This is a genomic window from Rhodoferax sp. GW821-FHT09E07 (genome assembly GCF_059416145.1).
The window spans coordinates 77,519-96,903 of record NZ_JBWKOP010000004.1 but is presented as its reverse complement, the minus strand read 5'-3'; the positions used below and the strand labels follow the sequence as shown (position 1 = coordinate 96,903).

The following is a 19,385-nucleotide window of genomic DNA, read 5'->3' as shown; positions in this document are numbered from 1 at the left end:
GCAGCTACATATTCCATAGCAATTCACGGCAGTTCGCGCGCCATGCCCTGCGTCAATGACAGGGTCTTTGCGGCCTCGCGCAGGTGTTCGCGCACATCGGCCATGTCAGGGCCAATGTGCCGGTCGATGCGTCGGATGTAGGGGCAGGTGAGGGTGGCCAGGGCCGTGTTGTCCGGGCCCAGGATGGGGAAGGAAATGTCCACCACCCCCAATGTTTGCGCGCTGTTGCGTTCCAGGTATCCGCGTCGGCGCACGTCGGACAGGGTGGCCTGCAAGTTTTCCTCGGTGATGGGAACTTCGCCGTCCAGCGGCGTGTGTTCGGCGAGCATGCGACGGTAGCTCCCTTCGTCCGCATAGGCCAGTAGCAAATGGCCCGAGGCCGTGTCCAGCAGGCCCACACGCGCACCGCGTTGCACCGCAAAGCTCCAGCCGCTGGGGCTGTTGATCTGTGCGCTGATCAGCACGTTGCCCCGGTCGTACACCCCCATGTGGCATGACTGCTCGGCCTTGCGCGCGAAGTCATCCATGATGGGCAGCGCCTGGTTGATCAGGCGGCTCAAGGGTGGATGCATATTGGCCAATGCAAAGAGTTTCAGGCTCAGCGCGTAGCGGTCACCCGACGGATTGCGCATGACGTACTGGCGCGCCACCAGCCGCTCCAGCATGCGGTAGATCTCGCTGGCGCTGCGGTCCATCTCCTTCACGATTTCGGCGCGCGTCAGACCATGCGGTTGCGTGGCCAGCAATTCCAGAATGTCCAGCCCCTTGTCGAGCGCGGGTGCGCGGTAGCGCTCGTCCCCGGCCAGCAGGTCTTGCGGTTCTTCGGTCTTGGGGCGGCGGCCGCGGGGCTTGGGTTCTGGCGTGGTCATGGGGTGGGCGCTTTCGTTCTTGGGTTTTTATAGCAGAGCCTCCGTGGCCTAGGGTAAGTACTAGGCGTTGCGGCAGCAAACATGCCTATCATTCTGCTTCATACATGAATTGTTTATTCATATTTGAATTATTAAACCGGAGTCAGCAGCATGGGTCAAGGGCGTTTGCAAGGTAAAACAGTGCTCATCACGGCGGCGGCCCAAGGTATCGGCCGGGCCAGTGCGCTGGCCTGTGCGGCCGAGGGCGCCCGCGTGATCGCCACCGACATCAACCAATCCTTTCTGGATAGCCTGGCCGCTGAGCACAGCGGCATTCAGGTGGAGCTGCTGGATGTGCGCAGCGACGCCGCAGTGGCAGCCCTGGCCGCCCGTACCCCGGCATTGGACGCCTTGTTCAACTGTGCAGGCATGGTTGCCAACGGCAGTGTGCTGGAGTGCACGGAGGCTGATTGGGACCTGAGCTTCGAGCTGAACGTGAAAAGCATGTTTCGCATGACACGCGCCTTTTTGCCCGCCATGCTGGCCAAGGCGGAAACTACAGGTGGCAGCGTGTCCATCATCAACATGGCTTCCATGGCGTCCAGCATCAAAGGCTTTGCCAACCGCTGCGCCTATGGCGCCACCAAGGCCGCAGTCATTGGCCTCACCAAATCGCTGGCGGCCGACTATGTGAAGACCGGCCTGCGCGCCAATGCGTTGTGCCCCGGCACGGTCGATACGCCGTCGCTGCGCGGGCGCATTGCCAGTGCGGCTGATCCCGTGCAGGCCGAAAAAGACTTCGTTGCGCGCCAGCCGATGGGACGCCTGGCCTCGGTGTCCGACATCACGCCCATGGTGGTGTACCTGGCCAGTGACGAATCACGCTTTGTCACCGGGCAGACTCTGCTGGTAGACGGTGGTGTCACCATCTGAGCGTCGCAACACACAAGGCCTGATCGTGACCCCACTGGTTTCCCTACAAAACCTCAGTAAATCGTTCCCTGGCGTGAAGGCGCTGGACGGTGTGCGCTTTGACCTGATGCCGGGCGAGGTGCATGCCCTGATGGGCGAGAACGGCGCGGGCAAGTCCACGCTGATGAAAATCCTGGCTGGCGTCTACCGCAAGGACAGTGGCGAGGTGCTGCTGGATGGCAAGCCGGTGGAGATCGAGAGTCCGGCCCACGCACAGTCGCTGGCCATCGGCATCATCCACCAGGAGTTGCATCTGATGGGCCACCTGACGGCCGCACAAAACATCTATCTGGGGCGTGAGCCGCGCAAACTGGGAGGCCTGTTTCTGGACGAAGACCAGCTCAACCGCGACGCACAGGCCCTGTTTGACCGCATGCACCTGGCGCTGGCCCCCACCACGCCGATTGGCGAGCTGACAGTGGCGCGCCAGCAGATGGTGGAGATCGCCAAGGCGCTGTCGCACAAGTCGCGCGTGCTCATCATGGACGAGCCCACTGCCGCACTGAACAACGCCGAGATTGAAGACCTGTTTCGCATCATCCGCCAGCTGAAAGAGGAAGGCGTTGGCATTGTCTACATCTCGCACAAGATGGACGAGATCCAGCGCATTGCCGACCGCATCACGGTGATGCGCGATGGCACCTACATTGCCACCGTGCCTGCTACAACACCCATGTCCGACGTGATCGCCATGATGGTAGGCCGTAAGCTGGAGCAGACCGAGAAGACGATTCCCGATACCTCGGCTAATGAGGTGCTGCTGGAGGTGCGTGGCCTGAACCGGGGGCGTGCCATCCGCGATGTGAACTTCAGCGTGCGCCGCGGCGAGATTCTGGGTTTTGCCGGTCTCATGGGCGCGGGCCGCACCGAGGTGGCGCGGGCCGTGTTTGGCGCAGACCCGGTGGAGTCGGGCGAAGTGCGCGTGCGCGGACAGGTCATTCGGCTCACTTCACCGGAGGACGCCGTGCAGGCCGGTATTGGCTACCTGTCAGAAGACCGCAAACACTTTGGCTTGGCCACGGGCATGGACGTCGAGTCCAACATCACGCTGCCCAGTCTGAAGCGCTGGTTGAAGTGGGGCGTGTTCCTGAACCGCCCGGCCATTCGCACCATCTCGCAGCAGATGGTGGAGAAGCTGCGCATCAAGACGCCAACGCTGACACAAACCGCCAAGCTGCTGTCCGGTGGCAACCAGCAAAAGGTAGTGATCGCCAAGTGGCTGGTGCAGGACTGCGAGGTACTGATTTTTGACGAACCCACACGCGGTATCGACGTGGGTGCCAAGAGCGAAATCTACAAGCTGCTCAACGACCTGGCTTCTCAGGGTCGGGCCATTGTGGTCATCTCCAGTGAACTGCCTGAAGTGCTGCAACTGAGCCACCGTGTGCTCGTGATGTGCGAAGGCCGTATCACCGGGGAAGTGCGCGGCGACGAGGCCACGCAAGAGCAGCTCATGGCCCTGGCCACGCGGCGCGAGACGGACAACCCCGCGGCCGTTGTGCACTGACATTCATAAAAACACCAAGGTAACTCTTCCATGTCTGAATCGAACTCTCCCTCCTGGCTGGCGCGCTTGTCTGGCGGCCAGACCAAGCAAAAACTGCTGGCCTTCGCCAGTCTGATTGCACTGATCGTGGTGTTCACCGTCCTCAAGCCCGATGCCTTCATGACGCAGGACAACATCATCGGCATCCTGCAATCCACCACGGTCATTGGCGTGCTGGCCATTGCCAGTACCTTTGTCATCATTACTTCGGGTATTGACCTGTCGGTCGGTGTGCTCATGACCTTCTGCGCTGTGATGGCGGGCGTATTCATGGTGAATTTGGGGATGCCCATGCCCCTGGGCGTTGTGTGTGCACTGGCTATGGGGGCGTTGTCGGGCTGTGTTTCTGGCCTGGCGATCACCAAACTCAAGGTACCTCCCTTCATCGCCACGCTGGGCATGATGATGTTGCTCAAGGGCTTGTCCCTGCTGATTACCCACACCCGGCCCATCTACTTCAATGATGTGGAGGGGTTTGACCAGATTTCTCTGGGCTCGCTGATCGGCGATCTCATTCCTGCGCTACCCATCCCCAATGGGGTCCTCATCATGTTTGTGGTGGCGGTGGTTTGTGCGGTGGTGCTGAACAAGACGGCGCTAGGCCGCTACACCTTCGCGCTGGGCAGCAACGAAGAAGCGGTTCGCCTTTCGGGTGTGAATGTGGACCGGTGGAAAGTCATCATCTACACCTTTGCAGGTGGCATTTGTGGCGTCTCGGGGTTGTTGATTGCATCGCGGTTGAACTCCGCACAGCCCGCACTGGGCCAGGGTTACGAGCTGGATGCCATCGCCGCCGTGGTGATCGGCGGCACGTCGCTCAGCGGTGGGGTGGGCACGATTCTGGGAACCATCATTGGCGCTTTCATCATGAGCGTACTGATCAATGGCTTGCGCATCATGTCGGTCGCCCAAGAGTGGCAGATGGTGCTCACCGGACTCATCATCATTTTGGCGGTCTACACCGACAACCTGCGCCGCAACAAGAAATAAGGAGACCGCACCACGCCCCATGCCCGACGCCTACTTTTTCGATTTCTCTCTCGCTTTTTTTCGTGATTCCGTGTGACATAACTTTTTCTAACAGGAGACAACCCATGAACGCAAAACGACAACTACTGGCCCTGACTGCTGGCCTGGCCTTGGCTGGTTTTTCCAGCTTCGCAACGGCCCAGGAGGTCTACATTCCCCTGATCTCCAAGGGCTTCCAGCACCAGTTCTGGCAAGCTGTGAAGCAGGGCGCTGACCAAGCCGCCAAGGACTACAAGGTGAAGGTCACCTTCGAAGGCCCAGAAACCGAACAGCAAGTGGACAAGCAGATCGACATGCTGTCTGCGGCCATGGCCAAGAAGCCAGCTGCCATTGGCTTTGCTGCGCTGGACAGCAAGGCGTCCATTCCTCTGCTGAAGAAGGCGCAAGCGGCCAAAATCCCGGTGATCGCATTCGACTCGGGCGTGGACAGTGACATTCCAGTGACCACAGCGACTACGAACAACGTGGCTGCTGCTGCTCTGGCTGCAGACAAGATGGCCGAGAAAATTGGTGGCGAAGGTGAAGTGGCCGTGATCGCCCATGACCAGACCAGCCGCACCGGTGTGGACCGCCGCGACGGATTCCTGAACCAGATCAAGGCCAAATACCCCAAGATCAAGGTGGTGGATGTGCAGTACGGTGGCGACCAGCTGAAGTCTGCTGAAATTGCCAAAGCCTTGCTGCAGGCACACCCCCAGCTCAAAGGTATTTTTGGTACCAATGAACCCGGAGCCATCGGTGCCGGCAAAGGTATCAAGGAAGCCAAGAAGACGGGCTTGGTCATCATCGGCTTCGATTCCGGCAAGGCGCAAAAGGACATGATCAACGACGGCACTATTGCAGGCTCCATCACCCAAAACCCTGTGGGCATTGGCTACAAGACGGTAGAGGCTGCGGTGAAGGCTCTTAAGGGTGAGGCGCTGCCCAAGATCATCGACACCGGCTTCTACTACTACGACAAGAGCAATATGAAGGACGCCAAGATTGCGGCCGTTCTTTACGATTGAAATGCACCCCTGAGCGGCTGCGCCGCTCCTCCCTCTCTCGCCTGCGGCGGGAGGGGGGCGCACCCAGCGGCCTGGTAGAGCCCAGTTCCGCGGGTGCCCTGATTTTGTTGACTGAAAAGGAAAGACTGTGAAATTAGTACGCTACGGATTGCCAGGTCAGGAGAAGCCCGGTGTGTTGGATGCCCAAGGCCGCGTGCGCGACCTGTCGGGACAGATTGCCGATGTGGCCGGGGCTGCACTGCTGCCCGAGAGCCTGGGGCGTTTGCGTGGCGTGAACACTGAGAGCCTGCCCCTGGTGGCGGGTACTCCGCAGAAAGACTTGCGCCTGGGTGCCTGTGTGGGCAGCGTGGGCAAGTTCATCTGCATTGGATTGAACTACTCGGACCACGCGGCCGAGAGTGGCATGCAGGTGCCGCCCGAGCCCGTGGTCTTCAACAAATGGACCAGCGCCATCGTCGGCCCCGATGACCAGGTGGAGATTCCGCGCGGCTCGGTCAAGACCGATTGGGAAGTGGAGTTGGGCGTGGTCATTGGCAAGGGCGGCCGCTACATCGCGCAAGCCGACGCGCTGTCCCACGTGGCGGGCTATTGCGTAGTGAACGATGTGTCCGAGCGCGAATACCAGCTGGACCGCAGCGGCACCTGGGACAAGGGCAAGGGCTGTGACACCTTCGGCCCCACCGGTCCTTGGCTGGTCACCGCCGATGAGGTGCCCGACCCACAAGCCCTCAAGATGTGGCTGGAGGTAGATGGCAAGCGCTATCAGAATGGAAGCACTTCCACCATGGTCTACGGGGTCCAATTTCTCATTGCCTACCTCAGCAAGTTCATGAGCCTGCAGCCGGGCGATGTGATTTCCACCGGAACCCCGCCCGGTGTGGGCATGGGCCAGAAGCCACCGGTGTACCTGCGCGCGGGCCAGACCATTCACCTGGGCATCGATGGCCTGGGGACCCAAACCCAAAAGACCGTACAGGCCTGATATGACCAAAGTCACCAACATGCGCGTCGTCGACGTGCGCTTCCCCACGTCCCAACATCTGGATGGTTCGGACGCCATGAACCCGGACCCGGACTATTCCGCGGCCTATGTGATTCTGGAGACCGACCAGCCTGGCAATGAAGGCCACGGCCTGACCTTTACCATTGGCCGCGGCAACGAAATCTGCTGCGCCGCCATCGAAGCCATGCGCCACCTGGTGGTGGGCCTGGACATGGCCTGGGTGGCCGAGGATATGGGGCGCTTCTGGCGTTACATCACCTCGGACAGCCAACTGCGCTGGATTGGTCCGGACAAGGGCGCCATTCACCTGGCTACGGGCGCCGTGGTCAACGCCGTGTGGGATCTGTGGGCCAAGCTCGAAGGTGTTCCGGTGTGGAAGCTGGTGGCGCGCATGAGCCCCGAAGAGTTGGTGAAGCTCATCGACTTCCGCTACATCACCGATTGCATCACGCCCGAAGAAGCCCTGGCCCTGCTGCGTGAACGCGCGGTGGGTAAGGAGGAGCGTTGGGCCACGCTGGAGCGCGAGGGCTATCCCTGCTACACCACGTCTGCTGGCTGGCTGGGCTATGACGATGAGAAGTTGCGTCGCCTGGCCCGAGAGGCTGTGGACGCTGGCTTTAACCACATCAAACTCAAGGTAGGTCGCGACAAGGCCGACGACATCCGCCGCCTGCGCATTGCCCGCGAGGTGTTAGGCCCCCATCGTCATCTGATGATCGACGCGAATCAGGTGTGGGAAGTGCCGCAAGCCATCGGCTGGTTGGAGGAATTGGCATTCGCCAAACCCTGGTTCATCGAAGAACCCACCAGCCCCGACGACATCGAAGGGCACCGCCAGATTCGCGAATCCATGCTCGGCAAGATGAAAGTGGCAACGGGCGAGATGTGCCAGAACCGCATCATTTTCAAGCAGCTCATCATGCGCGGCGCCATTGACGTGGTGCAGATCGACTCCTGCCGCCTGGGCGGTGTCAACGAAATCCTGGCGGTGATGCTGATGGCCGCCAAGTACAACCTGCCGGTGTGCCCGCACGCCGGTGGCGTGGGCCTGTGTGAGTATGTGCAGCACCTGTCCATGATCGACTACCTGTGCATTGCCGGAACCCGCGAAGGCCGTGTGATCGAATTCGTGGACCATCTGCACGAGCACTTTGTGGATCCATGCGTGATCGAGAACGCTGCCTACATGCCTCCGCAAGCGGCAGGTTTCTCGATCGAGATGAAGGCCGCATCGCTCACGCAGTACACCTTCCAACCCCAACCCATTGCGGCATGAAGATAGACACCCACCAGCACTACTGGCGCTACCGCGCCGAGGAGTTTCCCTGGATCAGTGAGGCCATGCCCCTGCTGAAGCAGGATTGCATGCCCTCGGACTGTGAAGCGGCGATGGGCGTTTCGGGGGTGGACGGCGTTGTGGCGGTGCAGGCCCGCACGCTGTCTGCCGAGACTGATTTTTTGCTACGGCTTGCCGACCAGAACCCCGAGGTGCTGGGGGTCGTCGGGTGGGCCGACTTGGGTGCTGCTGATCTGGAGCACCACCTGGAGCAGTGGGCTGACCACGCGGCCTTCAAAGGCCTGCGCCACATCCTGCAGGACGAGGCGGATGTGAGTGCTTGGGTGAATGCGCCTGCCATCAGTGCTGGGCTGCGTGCGGTGCAACAGCGGGGTTTGGTCTATGACGTGCTGGTGTTTGACCACCAGTTGCCCAGCGTGACCGAGTTTTGTGCCCGCCACGACCAGCACTGGTTGGTGCTGGACCATGTGGGCAAGCCCGCAGTGCGAGACTGGGCCCGCAGCACCGAGGTGCCCGGCCGATGGAGCAGCTGCATCCGCGAGTTGGCCACGTTGCCCCATGTGATGTGCAAGCTCTCGGGCGTAGTGACCGAGGCCGACTGGAGTGGCCGTGCGGGGGTAAGCCCCGATGATGCCAAGATCATCCTGTCCTGCTTTGACCAAGCGCTGGATGCGTTCGGACCGCAGCGACTGATGTTTGGTTCCGACTGGCCGGTGTGCCAGCTGGCGGCACCGTATGACGTGGTGCACGGGCTGGCGCACAAATGGGCCAGCACGCGCCTGACCGTGCGCGAGCAAGACGCCTTCTGGAGTGGCAATGCCATTCGCTGCTATGGCCTGAATGTGCAGGCCCTGGCAGATTGACCCCCATAGACATTTGACCGAGAGTTCCCATGGATTTGCATTTACAAGACAAGGTGGTCATCGTCACTGGTGGCGCCAGTGGCATTGGCGCGGCCATCTCGCTCACGCTGGCCCGGGAAGGTGCGATCCCCGTGGTGTTCGGCAAGAGCCCCATGCCTCAGGACTTTGCCCAGCAGCTCAAGACCTTGGCCCGCCAGCACCTGTTCGTGCAGGTGGAACTGTCCGACGAAGCCGCCTGCCGCGACGCCGTGGCGCAGACGGTAGAACGTTTTGGGCGCATCGACGGCTTGGTGAACAACGCCGGTATTAACGACAACATCGGCTTGGATGCTGGCCGCGATGCTTTTGTTGGCTCGCTGGAGCGTAACCTGATCCACTACTACACCATGGCGCACTACTGCGTGCCGCACCTCAAGGTGGTGAAGGGCGCCATCGTCAACGTGTCGTCAAAGACGGCGGTAACTGGGCAGGGCAACACCAGCGGCTACTGTGCGTCCAAAGGGGCCCAGCTCTCCCTGACGAGGGAATGGGCTGCCGCACTGCTGGAAGACGGCGTCCGGGTGAATGCATTGATCCCCGCCGAGGTCATGACGCCGCTCTATGAGCGTTGGATCAACAGCTTCGACAAGCCGCAAGAGAAGCTGGCAGCGATCACCGCCAAGATTCCGCTGGGCCACCGCATGACCACGTCGGAAGAGATGGCGAACATGTGCGTCTTCCTGTTGTCCGATGCGTCGTCGCACACCACGGGTCAATGGATTTTTGTGGACGGCGGTTACACCCATCTGGATCGCGCCTTGTCCTAGGTTCTTCGGAAAAGACACTAAGTGAAGCTCTCTGATCTGAAGATTTCCCAAATTCTGTACGCCGGGTTTGGTTTGCTGGTGGTGGTGTACCTGGTGTCCAGTGCCATCAATGCCGAAATGATGCGCCGCATGCATGCCAACCTGGTGCAAATGGAAACCACCAACAATGCGCAAATTGCAATTGCGCATGACCTGCACAAATCGGTCTCCAACATCAGCCTCTCGGTGCGCAAAATCATTCTGCTCAATAGCGATGCAGAAATCCTCGACGAGATCAAGGCCTACAAGGCCGAGGCAGAGCGCTACAACAAGGTCCGCGAAAAGCTGTCGACGTCGGATGTTTTCTCGCAAACCCAAGGGCCTTGGCAGAAGGTCGACGACGCCCATCAGAAGGCCGGGCCGCTGTTGGACGGTCTTTACGCCGCAGTACAGGAGCACCGCGACTCTGAAGCGATCAAAGCCCTCAAACTGGTGGGGGACGCGATTGGGGATTGGCAGAGTGCGCTGGACGCCGGCATGCGCTACCAGCAGGACGCCAACCGGGTGGCGTTCGACGATTCCAACAAGGTCTACAAAGCGGCACTGCTGCAGTTGGGCACGATTGCCGTTGTCAGTGTGTTGTTGGCCGTGGGCGTTTCTTTGGTCATTGTCAGGCTGTTGGTGTCGCAGCTCGGAGGCGAGCCCAGGGACGCGGCACGGGTGGCGCTGCACATTGGCGCGGGAGATTTGACCCAGGACATTGCGGTGCATCACAACGACACCAGCAGCCTGATGGCCGCCATGAAGAGCATGCAGGCCAACCTGGTCCAGGTGGTGTTGTCGGTGCGCTCTGGGTCCGAGGCTGTGGCGACGGCCAGCTCTGAAATTGCCCATGGCAACAACGACCTCAGTGCCCGTACCGAACAACAGGCGAGTGCGCTGGAAGAAACCGCTGCCTCCATGGAGGAGCTGGGCTCAACCGTGAAGCAAAACGCCGACAGTGCCCAGCAAGCCAGTCAGCTTGCGATGACGGCATCAACTGTGGCCACGCAGGGCGGAGCGGTGGTGGGGCAGGTGGTGGAGACCATGAAAGGCATCAACGAGTCTTCCCAAAAAATTGCCGACATCATCAGTGTCATCGACGGCATTGCATTCCAGACCAACATCCTCGCGCTGAACGCTGCCGTAGAGGCCGCCCGTGCGGGAGAGCAGGGCCGCGGTTTTGCCGTGGTGGCATCGGAAGTGCGTTCGCTGGCGGGCCGGTCTGCGCAGGCCGCCAAAGAGATCAAAGAGTTGATCGACACCAGTGTGGAGCGTGTGGCTCTGGGGAACCAACTGGTGGACCGGGCCGGTGAGACCATGGCGGAGGTGGTGTCGGCGATTCAGCGCGTCACCGGCATCATGTCTGAAATCAGCGCAGCCAGTTCAGAGCAGAGCGCAGGTGTATCCCAAGTAGGAGAGGCCGTGCGCCAGATGGACCAAGCCACGCAACAGAACGCCGCGCTGGTCGAGCAGATGGCTGCCGCAGCCGGCAGCCTGCAAAGCCAGGCCCATGATTTGGTGGGTACAGTGGCACAGTTCAGAATCAGGGCGGTACCCGCCTGACATGCACAAGAGGAATCCCCATGCGTTACGCCCTGGCCCTGGATCTGGTGGACGATGCTCAGCGCATTGCCGAGTACGAAAAAGCCCATGAAAAAATCTGGCCCGAGGTGCGGGAACACTTGCGCACCCAGGGCGTACTGGGCATGGAGATTTACCGCTTGGGCACGCGCCTGTTCATGGTGATGGAGGTGGACCCTGCGGTGTACAGCGCCGAAGGCATGGCCCATGCGTCGTTGAACAACCCGGCCATCGTGCGCTGGGAGACCCTGATGTGGACCTACCAGGCGCCCACGCCATGGACACCCGCAGGGGAGAAATGGGTGCCCATGGCCAAGATCTTCGATTTGGCGACCCAATAATCGCGCAGGTCAATTGCCCAGGGCTTCAAGCCCCGATATGGCATTCCCGCCGAAGCAGGGCGATGGCATCGTTGAAAGTGTGGTCGTGGTCGCTCTGCAGTGTGGGCAGCGCGTCCTCGATGAAGTTGTCCCACAGGCTGGCGTAGTCATCCTGGTGCTGGGCCGGAGCGTGTTCCGCAATGAATGCACGGGCGAGCTCAGGTTTCAACCCCGACTTGCGGATCTTGCGCACCAGTGTGGCTGCGGCCTTCTCGGTCAGCAATGTCTTGGGCGTGCTGCCTGCCGCCATGCACAAAAACAGCGTAAGCAACGAACTCTCGTCGTCATTGCCGCCGGTGGCCTTGTCCCAGGCTTTGCTGGTGGCGCGGGCAAAGTGCTCCACCTCGGCCAGCGCGTCTTCTTGCCAGAAATAGCGACCCATGAAGGCCGGCGTCTGGTCAAACAGCTTGCGCGCGGGCACGGTGGATTCCAGCCACTTCGGCGCATCCTGCAACAGCGATTGGCGCACGGCCTCCACGGTCTCTGCGTATTCGTCGGGCAAGCCCTTGGGCAGGGGAATGTTGAACTTGTCGGTTTGCGTGGCGAACTTCTTGCGCAGCGCCAACACCATTTTTTCGAACAGCACCCAGTCGGGCATCTTGGTGCGCTTGAGGGCCAGTGCCAGCAGCGCGGTGCGGATCACGGCCTCGGCGTCCTTGCCGGCTTCTTCCAGTGCGTCTTCGTCCACACCCAGCTGCTGGGCCAGCCACAGGGCTGCGTCCACCACGGCAGCCACGCTGCTGCGGGTAGCGAGTTCGGCCTGGTAGTCGGGCAGGCTGCGCAGGGCCCATTTGGCCAGCTGGGGGATGTGCTCGTCGCGAAAGCCGCTGCGTTCGTTCATGCCAAAGTGCGTGCTCTGCGGCATGGCGATCAGCGCCTTGAGCATGTCGGAGCCGCCTTTGGAGCGCGAGAGAAAGCTGTGATCGCGCAGCGCCTCGGCCGCGCGGTGCAGGTCACCGTCGCAGCTGTGTTCCAGGTACAGGCTTACCAGGTTGACCATGCGGTCCTTGGCCTGCTCCAGCTCGGGGCGCAAAAACTCGGTGCCAAAGTAGCGGGCAATCTGCACCATGCCCTTGGGTGCATCAGCGCATATGGCATCCAGCTTGGCCTGGTCTATCAGGCCGTGCTGCACGCCATAGGACAGCGCCTTCTCGAAGAAGGGGCGGGCATCGAACAGGGAGACGGCTTGCGGCTGCGCAGACATGGTCAGATGGCGGATTCTTCGTCGTCTTCACGTGCAGCGGGCGTGGCTTTGCCGCGGTCGGTGTCGCCGGTTTCTACCTTGCCGTCGTCTTCCTCGGCCTCTTCTTCGTCCTCCAGGCCCATGTCATGGGCACGGGCCTTGGCCCGCAAGACGATGAGCATTTCAATGAACAGGTCAGGCACTTCGTGGCGCAGCAGCCATGCCAGTTGCATCCAGTCCTGGTCGGCGACTTCGTCCAGCTCCACACGCGGACGCACATAGGCGGACTGCAACAGTGCCTGCTCGGACAGCATTTCGCCGTCATCCTCCACCGTGTCAAAGGTTCCGGTACGGGCAAAGGCCTCCACGCGGCTCCACTTTTCGGTGAAGTAGTCGGCCAGGGCTTCGCTGCCGCCTTCGAGGTCACCAATCGCAGTCAAAAACTCCACGGCATCGGTTGCGTCATCGCGGAAGATGACCGAGTTCATCATGCCGCGCAGGTGGGTGCGGGTCAGGTCCTTGTACTGCTTTTCAATGACCACCGCGTGCGCGAACTGCTGCGGTGTGATCAGCAGGTTGACGATGGATTCCTTGGAGTCGTCGTACTCGCGGATCACAGCCAGAATGTCTTTGGGCGGCAGTTGCTCCAGCACCACCATCAGGGCGCCATCGCCTTCGCTGTCAGCCAGCTCGGTCAACACGGATTCGGCGCCCACGATGTCGCCAGCGGCGATGAGGGCTTGGGTTTTTTCAATCAGGGCAAGTTGGGACATCGTGTTCTCAGCTCAATCAGTCTTTGTGGTCAAAGCCTTGTTCGACCATCCAGGCGGCGCCTTCTTCCTCGCTCACGCGGGCTTCGCGTTCGTCCTCGTCCAGTCCATCCTGGCCACCGTCTTCGGCGTTCGTGTCGCTGTCTTCGTCGTCCTCGCCATGGGTTGCGGCAGGGCGGCTGTCGGGGCGGGCATACATGTATTCCAGTGCCGCGGCCACGCACATGAACCAGGGACCGGCGGGCTGCTTGAGCACCTGCTCCGCCAGCGGACGGGCCCAGGGCGCAATTTCGATGGAGTCGCTCAACTCACTCCACTCGGGGAGTTCTTCTGATTCGTGCGAGAGCAAATCGTTCAGTGCAGCAGGCGACTTGAAGCGGAAGGCTTGGTGGAACACCACGGCCACCATCTCGGGGCTGAGCTCCAGCATGCTGAGCAAAAAGCCCAGCTCCTTACGCCGCTCGGCCAGCTTTTTGGGCAACACGTGGGTGCCTTCGGAGTCCGATGCCAGATCGTCAATCTCCGCTTCGTAGGCACTGCGCAGGTGTTGGAAAAATGGGGAAATGCTCATGGGTTGTCTAACTCAAAGAATGCGGCCGAAATAGGCGTTCCAGATTTCACGTGCGGTCTCAATCGGGCTGTCCAGCAGGCCCCGGCGACGGTTGTCGTCATAGGCCTGGCGCTTGTCATCGTCGGACAGCACGTCATAGGCCTCCTGAACCTCCCGGAACCGCTGGGCTGCGTCGGCAGCCGGGTTGCGGTCAGGGTGGTACAGCGCGGCCTTTTGGCGGAAGGCCTTCTTGATATCGGACAGCGTGGCCGCGCTGTTGAGCCCGAGGGCTGCGTAATGGTCTTTCATGCGACGGCTTTCATGGAAGCGCATTTCTGCCGTAAAACAAAAACCCCGCTGTGTTTGGCAGCGGGGTTTTTGCAGCCTTGCGGCTTTGTCTGGCTCCTCAACCTGGGCTCGAACCAGGGACCTACGGATTAACAGTCCGGCGCTCTACCAACTGAGCTATTGAGGAATGAAGCCTTGAATTATAGCGTGATTTTTTGGGTGATTTGGAAAGCGCCGGTTTTTTTGAAAAAAGTCACGCATTTTTTTGCGGCGTCTGCACGCCCAGCAGCGCATGCAGGCGCGGGCTGGTCGTGGTGTATTGCAGCATCACTTTTTTCTCGGGAAAGATGAAGGGCATGGCGCCATATGCGGCCAATGTCGCTTCGTGAAAGCCGCAGAGGATCAGCTTTTTTTTGCCGGGGTAGGTGTTGATGTCGCCCACGGCAAATATGCCAGGCACATTGGTACCAAAGTCTTCGGTGTTCACCGTTACTTGTTTGCGCTCCATGGCCACGCCCCATTTGGAAATGGGGCCCATTTTGGGTGAAACGCCGAGAAACACCAGGACCTGGTCGGCGGGCAGTGAGCGTGTCTTGCCTTCCGCATCCAGAATCTGCAGCGCCTTGAGTACGCCATCGGTCGCCTCAAAGCCGGTGATCTGTGCGGCCACAAAGCGTAACGCACCACTCGCGCGTAGCGCCTGTACGCGAGCAAGGGTGTCGGCCTCTGCCACCAACACATCACGCCGGTGCACCAGCGTGACCGAAGCCGGGCGGTGGGTGTTGTCGGGGGCCAGCACCTGCAGCGCACATTCCAGCGCGGCGTCACCACCGCCGTGAATGACCACATGGCGTTTGGACAGGCTATCCACAGCCGGCGTGCGGTAGTGCAACTGGCTGCCTTCGAACGCCGCGATGCCTTCCAGATGCAGGCTGCGTGCCACAAATGCACCCACCCCCGAGGCGATGAAAAGGGCCTTGGTCACAAAGGCTTGGCCATGGGTTGTGGCTAGGTGGATGCGACCATCGTCCTGACGCTGTACGGATGCAACCTGCTGACCCAAATGCATCTGCGCGCCGAACGCGGCGATTTGCTGCTGCAGGCTTTCGGTCAGGCCGCGGCCGGTAGTGACCGGCACTGCGGGGATGTCGTAAATGGGTTTGTCGGGGTAGAGCTCGACGCACTGGCCGCCCACATAGGGCAGGGCGTCGATCACATGGGTTTTGACTTCCAGTAGGCCGAGCTGGAAGACCTGGAACAGGCCCACCGGGCCTGCGCCTATCACGACGGCATCGGCTTCAATGACGGGTACAGCCATGCCGTGTGCCGCGTCAGCGGATCAGTTCAGACAGCTTGCCGGTTTTGTCTTTCCAGTCGTCGGCTTCGGGCAGGGGCGCTTTGCGCTTGGTGATGCTCTTCCATCCCGGCAGGCGTGCCAGCTCGGCATTGAGCTGAATCATGTGCTGCTGGTCTTTGGGCGCGTCTTCTTCGGCGTAAATGGCATTCACCGGGCATTCGGGAATGCAGACGGCGCAGTCGATGCATTCATCGGGGTCGATGGTCAGAAAGTTGGGGCCTTCGCGGAAGCAGTCCACGGGGCACACGTCCACGCAGTCGGTGTATTTGCACTTGATACAGGCTTCGGTGACGATGTGTGTCATGTTGTTTGGCGGCTAGTAGTAGTAAATGTGGCAACAAGGTGCCAAGCCTTTGATTTTATTGGGTTTTGAAGTCGACCCTGTAAACAGGGGCGACTCCTTTGCGTTGCATCAACCCAGCAGCAGCGCGCCCGAGGTCTTGTGGCTTGCCGTGTCCACCAGAATCAGCGACCCCAGCACCCGGCTTTGGGCATAGGGCAGAGCCGCAATCGGCTCCTGCAGAGACACTTCAATGTGGCCAATGGCGTTGGGAAGGATCTCTTTCGCATCGTGCTCTTGCAGGGTGTTGATGTCCAGGCTGTGCACGATGCGCTTAACCTTGGCCTTGATCCAGCGGTGACCATGCAGCGCCAGGTAGACCCGGCCGGCGACCAGGGGTTCGTCGTCCATCCAGGCCACGGTGGCCTTGATCTCGCGCGTGGTCTCGAAGTGGCTGGGCGCGTCATTGGAGGCCAGAATCCAGTCACCGCGCGACACGTCTACCTCGCGGTCCAGCACCAGGCCGGCGCCGTGACCGGCCCCCACGTTCTTGGGCACGCGGGCGTGGTTCAGCACCTGGGCCACCACGGCGGTCTTGCCGCTGGGCAGGATGGAGACGGTGTCGCCAGGCTGCACGGTGCCCGTGGCCACACGGCCCCAGAACACGCGGCGGCCCTTGCTGGTGTCAGCCGAGTCATGGAACTTTTCGACCCACTGCACGGGGAAGGCGAAGGGCACGTCGGTTTCAGCTGCCGTCACCGGCAGGGTTTCCAGCAGGCTTAGCAAACTGGGGCCGCTGTAGCCGCACCAGCCGGGGTTGGCGGTCACCACGTTGTGGCCTTTCAGGGCCGACATGGGAATGGTGGCGGTGACGGCAATGCCAGCTTGCGCGGCAAAGTCGTGCAGCGCCTCGGTGATCTTGGCAAAGGCCTTGGCCGCGTCGTCGCCCAGCGCGTCGAGCTTGTTCACGGCAAAGATGATGCCGGGCACGCGCAGCAGGTTCACCAGCAGGCTGTGGCGGCGGGTCTGGGGCAGTAGGTCCACCAGGCCGTCCACATTCCACTTCAGCTTGGTGGCGTCTACCAGCACGACGGCCGCGTGGGCGCTGCTGGCCGCGGTGACCATGTTGCGGGTGTACTGCTCATGGCCGGGCGCATCGCCAATGATGAATTTGCGGGCGGGCGTGGCGAAGTAGCGGTAGGCCACGTCGATGGTGATGCCTTGTTCGCGCTCGGCAGAGAGTCCGTCGGTGAACAGCGCCAGGTCGGCTTCACCGCTCTTGGAGACGTTGGCCAGTTGGTCTTGCAGCACCGAGCGGCTGTCCACCAGCAGGCGGCCAATCAGCGTGCTCTTGCCGTCGTCCACACTGCCGCAGGTGATGAAGCGCAGCGCGGATGAGGTGTCATTTTGGCCGCTAGCCCCCGTGGAATGTGCGGGAGTAGCTATAGAAACAGTAGCAGTCATCAGAAGTATCCGTCTTTCTTGCGCTTCTCCATGGAAGCCTCAGAAGTTTTGTCGTCCATGCGGGTAGCACCGCGTTCGCTCACGTCGGCGGCCAGGGTTTCGATCACGATGTCAGCCGCTGTAGCAGCTAGGCTGTCCACCGGGCAGGTGCAGGTGATGTCGCCCACGGTGCGGAAGCGCACGTCGCGGCTTTCGATCTTCTCGCCATCCTTGGCAGGGGTCAGGTCGGTTACGGGCACCAGCAGGCCCTTGCGCTCCACCACGTCGCGCTTGTGCGTGTAGTAGAGGCTGGGGAGTGCGATCTTTTCGCGTTCGATGTATTGCCAGACGTCCAGCTCGGTCCAGTTGCTGATGGGGAACACGCGGAAGTGTTCACCGGGCTGCAGGCGGGTGTTGAAGAGCGTCCACAGCTCGGGGCGCTGGGCCTTGGGTTGCCATTGGCCGAAGTTGTCGCGGTGGGAAAAGATGCGCTCCTTGGCGCGGGCCTTTTCTTCATCACGGCGGGCGCCGCCAATCAGCGCGTCGAAGCGGAATTCGTCGATGGCTTCCAGCAGCGTGACCGACTGGTGCACATTGCGGCTTTCGCCAGGGTGGGCCAGGCGCACGGTGCCGCGGGCCATGGAGTCTTCCACGCTGCGCACGATCAATTCGGCGCCCAATTCTTTGGCGCGGAAGTCGCGGAAGTCGGTCACTTCGTGGAAGTTGTGGCCGGTGTCGATCATCAGCAGCGGATAGGGAATACGGCCCACGCCAAAGGCTTTCTCGGCGCACTTGAGCATGACCAGCGAGTCCTTGCCGCCCGAGAACAGCAGGGCGGGGCGCTCAAAGGCGGCCGCCACTTCGCGCAGGATGAAGATCGTCTCTTCTTCCAGCGCGTCGAGGTGCTGGTTGGAGAGGCGATTGAAATGGGAGGTGTCTGTCATGGCGTTCATGCTTTTGCTTCTTCGTGTTTCACGTGCAGGCCGCATTCCTTGGCGGCCTCGTCCTCCCACCACCAGCGGCCGGAGCGGAAGTCCTCACCCAGGCTGATGGCGCGGGTGCAGGGCTCGCAGCCGATACTGGGGTAGAACTGGTCGTGCAGGGGGTTGTAGTCCAGCTTGTTCTCGCGGATGTAGTGCCACACATCACCCCAGGTCCAGTTGGCCAGGGGGTTGATCTTGGTGCGCTTCTCGCTGGTGTCCACCAGCGGCACATCGGCACGCGCACCCGACTGCTCACGGCGCAGACCGGTCACCCAGGCGTCCTTGCCCTTGAGGGCCCGCTCCAGCGGTTCCATCTTGCGGATGCCGCAGCAGGCCTTGCGCAGCTCAATGCTCTTGTACATCGCGTCCTTGCCTTCGCGGTCCACGAAGTGGATGACGGACTCTTGCACAGGCGTGTAGACGGTGACGGCAGCCCGGCTGGACGCCTTGAAGCGCTCCAGCAGGTCCAGGGTTTCCTGGTGCAGGCGGCCGGTTTCCAGCACGAAAATGCCGATGTCCAGCTTCAGGCTGTTGATCAGGTGGCTGATGACCACGTCTTCGGCGCCCAGGCTGGAGGCCTGTGTCACCTTGGAAGGCGCGCCGTCTTCACCCGCAAATTGGGCTGCCGCCTGGGCCAGCACGGCTTGGGCTTCGGCCAGTTTGATGGTGTACTCGCCGCTGGGCGCGGCGTTGCGTGTGATAGCGCTGCCGGCGGGCTGGGCCTGCACGGCAAAGCGGCTGCCCAGGCTGGAGACGGTGTCGTCGCTCATGCGGTAGCTCCTTCACGGGCGAAGACTGGCTTCACGGTGACGGCGTCACCCTGGTAGAAGCCGCGGTAGCGGTCGAACTGGCGCTGGGCAAAGTCCACGTTCTGGTCTTCGCGCAGCACGGCCACGTCAAAGCCTGTGCGTTCCATCTGCACCAGTTGGTCAATCAGCACATCGCCCGTGGCGCGGATTTCGCCGGTGAAGCCCAGGCGGCGGCGCAGCAGGAAGGCCTGGCTGTAGGCGCGGCCGTCGGTGAACTTGGGGAAGTGCAGGTCGATGCGGGTCACGCCTTCGAGCGACAGGCTGCGCGGGTCTTCGGTGTTGGCAATGGCGAGAATGTTTTGAGCATTTTCGGCAGTAGCCCCGTTGGAATGTACGGAGGCAGCTATCAATTTCATAGTGAATTCTCTC

At 61.3% G+C, this 19,385-nt stretch carries 21 protein-coding genes and 1 tRNA gene; 10 read left to right on the top strand and 12 right to left on the bottom strand.

Annotated features, from left to right (window positions below; genetic code table 11):
* Nucleotides 1-23 precede the first annotated feature (23 nt).
* The gene (locus AC07OE_RS08740; protein WP_495070179.1) at nt 24-869 is read right to left on the bottom strand and encodes an IclR family transcriptional regulator; all 846 of its coding nucleotides are present in this window, start codon (nt 867-869) and stop codon (nt 24-26) included.
* Nucleotides 870-1,019: 150 nt separating this feature from the next.
* On the opposite strand from AC07OE_RS08740, the gene AC07OE_RS08735 reads away from it, so the two are divergent.
* From AC07OE_RS08735 to AC07OE_RS08690, 10 genes are all read left to right on the top strand, one after another.
* Nucleotides 1,020-1,781: an SDR family oxidoreductase gene (locus tag AC07OE_RS08735; protein ID WP_495070178.1), complete on the top strand. Its 762-nt coding sequence runs from the start codon at nt 1,020-1,022 to the stop codon at nt 1,779-1,781.
* A gap of 25 nt (nt 1,782-1,806) precedes the next feature.
* Nucleotides 1,807-3,327, top strand: coding sequence for a sugar ABC transporter ATP-binding protein (locus tag AC07OE_RS08730; RefSeq protein WP_495070177.1), 1,521 nt, complete (start codon nt 1,807-1,809; stop codon nt 3,325-3,327).
* Between the two features lie 30 nt (nt 3,328-3,357).
* Nucleotides 3,358-4,356 carry an ABC transporter permease gene (locus tag AC07OE_RS08725; RefSeq protein WP_495070176.1) on the top strand — a complete coding sequence of 333 codons (999 nt, stop codon included), beginning with the start codon at nt 3,358-3,360 and terminating at the stop codon, nt 4,354-4,356.
* A gap of 104 nt (nt 4,357-4,460) precedes the next feature.
* Complete coding sequence (locus AC07OE_RS08720; RefSeq protein WP_495070175.1) at nt 4,461-5,402, top strand: ABC transporter substrate-binding protein; 942 nt, start codon at nt 4,461-4,463, stop codon at nt 5,400-5,402.
* 127 nt (nt 5,403-5,529) lie between these two features.
* Nucleotides 5,530-6,384, top strand: a complete 855-nt coding sequence (locus AC07OE_RS08715; protein WP_495070174.1) for a fumarylacetoacetate hydrolase family protein — start codon at nt 5,530-5,532, stop codon at nt 6,382-6,384.
* 1 nt (nt 6,385) lies between these two features.
* Nucleotides 6,386-7,681 carry an L-fuconate dehydratase gene (locus tag AC07OE_RS08710; RefSeq protein ID WP_495070173.1) on the top strand — a complete coding sequence of 432 codons (1,296 nt, stop codon included), beginning with the start codon at nt 6,386-6,388 and terminating at the stop codon, nt 7,679-7,681.
* Nucleotides 7,678-8,565, top strand: a complete 888-nt coding sequence (locus AC07OE_RS08705; RefSeq protein ID WP_495070172.1) for an L-fucono-1,5-lactonase — start codon at nt 7,678-7,680, stop codon at nt 8,563-8,565. The genes AC07OE_RS08710 and AC07OE_RS08705 overlap by 4 nt, the downstream gene beginning before the upstream one ends.
* Before the next feature lie 29 nt (nt 8,566-8,594).
* Complete coding sequence (locus AC07OE_RS08700; RefSeq protein WP_495070171.1) at nt 8,595-9,371, top strand: L-fucose dehydrogenase; 777 nt, start codon at nt 8,595-8,597, stop codon at nt 9,369-9,371.
* A gap of 21 nt (nt 9,372-9,392) precedes the next feature.
* Entirely contained in the window at nt 9,393-10,955 is a 1,563-nt protein-coding gene (locus AC07OE_RS08695; RefSeq protein ID WP_495070170.1) for a methyl-accepting chemotaxis protein, read from the top strand.
* A gap of 20 nt (nt 10,956-10,975) precedes the next feature.
* Complete coding sequence (locus AC07OE_RS08690; RefSeq protein ID WP_495070169.1) at nt 10,976-11,314, top strand: L-rhamnose mutarotase; 339 nt, start codon at nt 10,976-10,978, stop codon at nt 11,312-11,314.
* 25 nt (nt 11,315-11,339) lie between these two features.
* Here AC07OE_RS08690 and AC07OE_RS08685 read toward each other — a convergent pair whose 3' ends face one another.
* From AC07OE_RS08685 to AC07OE_RS08635, 11 genes are all read right to left on the bottom strand, one after another.
* A complete protein-coding gene (locus tag AC07OE_RS08685) occupies nt 11,340-12,557 on the bottom strand; it encodes a hypothetical protein (protein WP_495070168.1) in 1,218 nt (405 codons plus the stop codon).
* 2 nt (nt 12,558-12,559) lie between these two features.
* Nucleotides 12,560-13,309, bottom strand: coding sequence for a hypothetical protein (locus tag AC07OE_RS08680; RefSeq protein WP_495070167.1), 750 nt, complete (start codon nt 13,307-13,309; stop codon nt 12,560-12,562).
* A 16-nt stretch (nt 13,310-13,325) separates the two neighbouring features.
* Nucleotides 13,326-13,877, bottom strand: coding sequence for a hypothetical protein (locus AC07OE_RS08675; protein WP_495070166.1), 552 nt, complete (start codon nt 13,875-13,877; stop codon nt 13,326-13,328).
* A gap of 12 nt (nt 13,878-13,889) precedes the next feature.
* Nucleotides 13,890-14,165 (bottom strand): DnaJ domain-containing protein, encoded by a 276-nt coding sequence (locus tag AC07OE_RS08670; protein WP_495070165.1) that lies wholly within the window; start codon nt 14,163-14,165, stop codon nt 13,890-13,892.
* Nucleotides 14,166-14,255: 90 nt separating this feature from the next.
* A tRNA-Asn gene (locus tag AC07OE_RS08665) sits at nt 14,256-14,331 on the bottom strand.
* Between the two features lie 66 nt (nt 14,332-14,397).
* On the bottom strand, nt 14,398-15,462 hold the full coding sequence (locus AC07OE_RS08660) for an NAD(P)/FAD-dependent oxidoreductase (protein ID WP_495070164.1): 1,065 nt from the start codon (nt 15,460-15,462) through the stop codon (nt 14,398-14,400).
* A 13-nt stretch (nt 15,463-15,475) separates the two neighbouring features.
* Entirely contained in the window at nt 15,476-15,805 is a 330-nt protein-coding gene (gene fdxA / locus AC07OE_RS08655; RefSeq protein ID WP_495070163.1) for a ferredoxin FdxA, read from the bottom strand.
* Between the two features lie 108 nt (nt 15,806-15,913).
* A complete protein-coding gene (locus AC07OE_RS08650; RefSeq protein WP_495070162.1) occupies nt 15,914-17,245 on the bottom strand; it encodes a sulfate adenylyltransferase subunit 1 in 1,332 nt (443 codons plus the stop codon).
* The gene (gene cysD, locus AC07OE_RS08645; RefSeq protein ID WP_495070161.1) at nt 17,245-18,177 is read right to left on the bottom strand and encodes a sulfate adenylyltransferase subunit CysD; all 933 of its coding nucleotides are present in this window, start codon (nt 18,175-18,177) and stop codon (nt 17,245-17,247) included. The genes AC07OE_RS08650 and cysD overlap by 1 nt, the downstream gene beginning before the upstream one ends.
* Nucleotides 18,174-18,953: a phosphoadenylyl-sulfate reductase gene (locus AC07OE_RS08640; RefSeq protein WP_495070481.1), complete on the bottom strand. Its 780-nt coding sequence runs from the start codon at nt 18,951-18,953 to the stop codon at nt 18,174-18,176. The genes cysD and AC07OE_RS08640 overlap by 4 nt, the downstream gene beginning before the upstream one ends.
* A gap of 20 nt (nt 18,954-18,973) precedes the next feature.
* Nucleotides 18,974-19,372, bottom strand: coding sequence for a DUF934 domain-containing protein (locus tag AC07OE_RS08635; protein WP_495070160.1), 399 nt, complete (start codon nt 19,370-19,372; stop codon nt 18,974-18,976).
* Between the last annotated feature and the right edge of the window lie 13 nt (nt 19,373-19,385).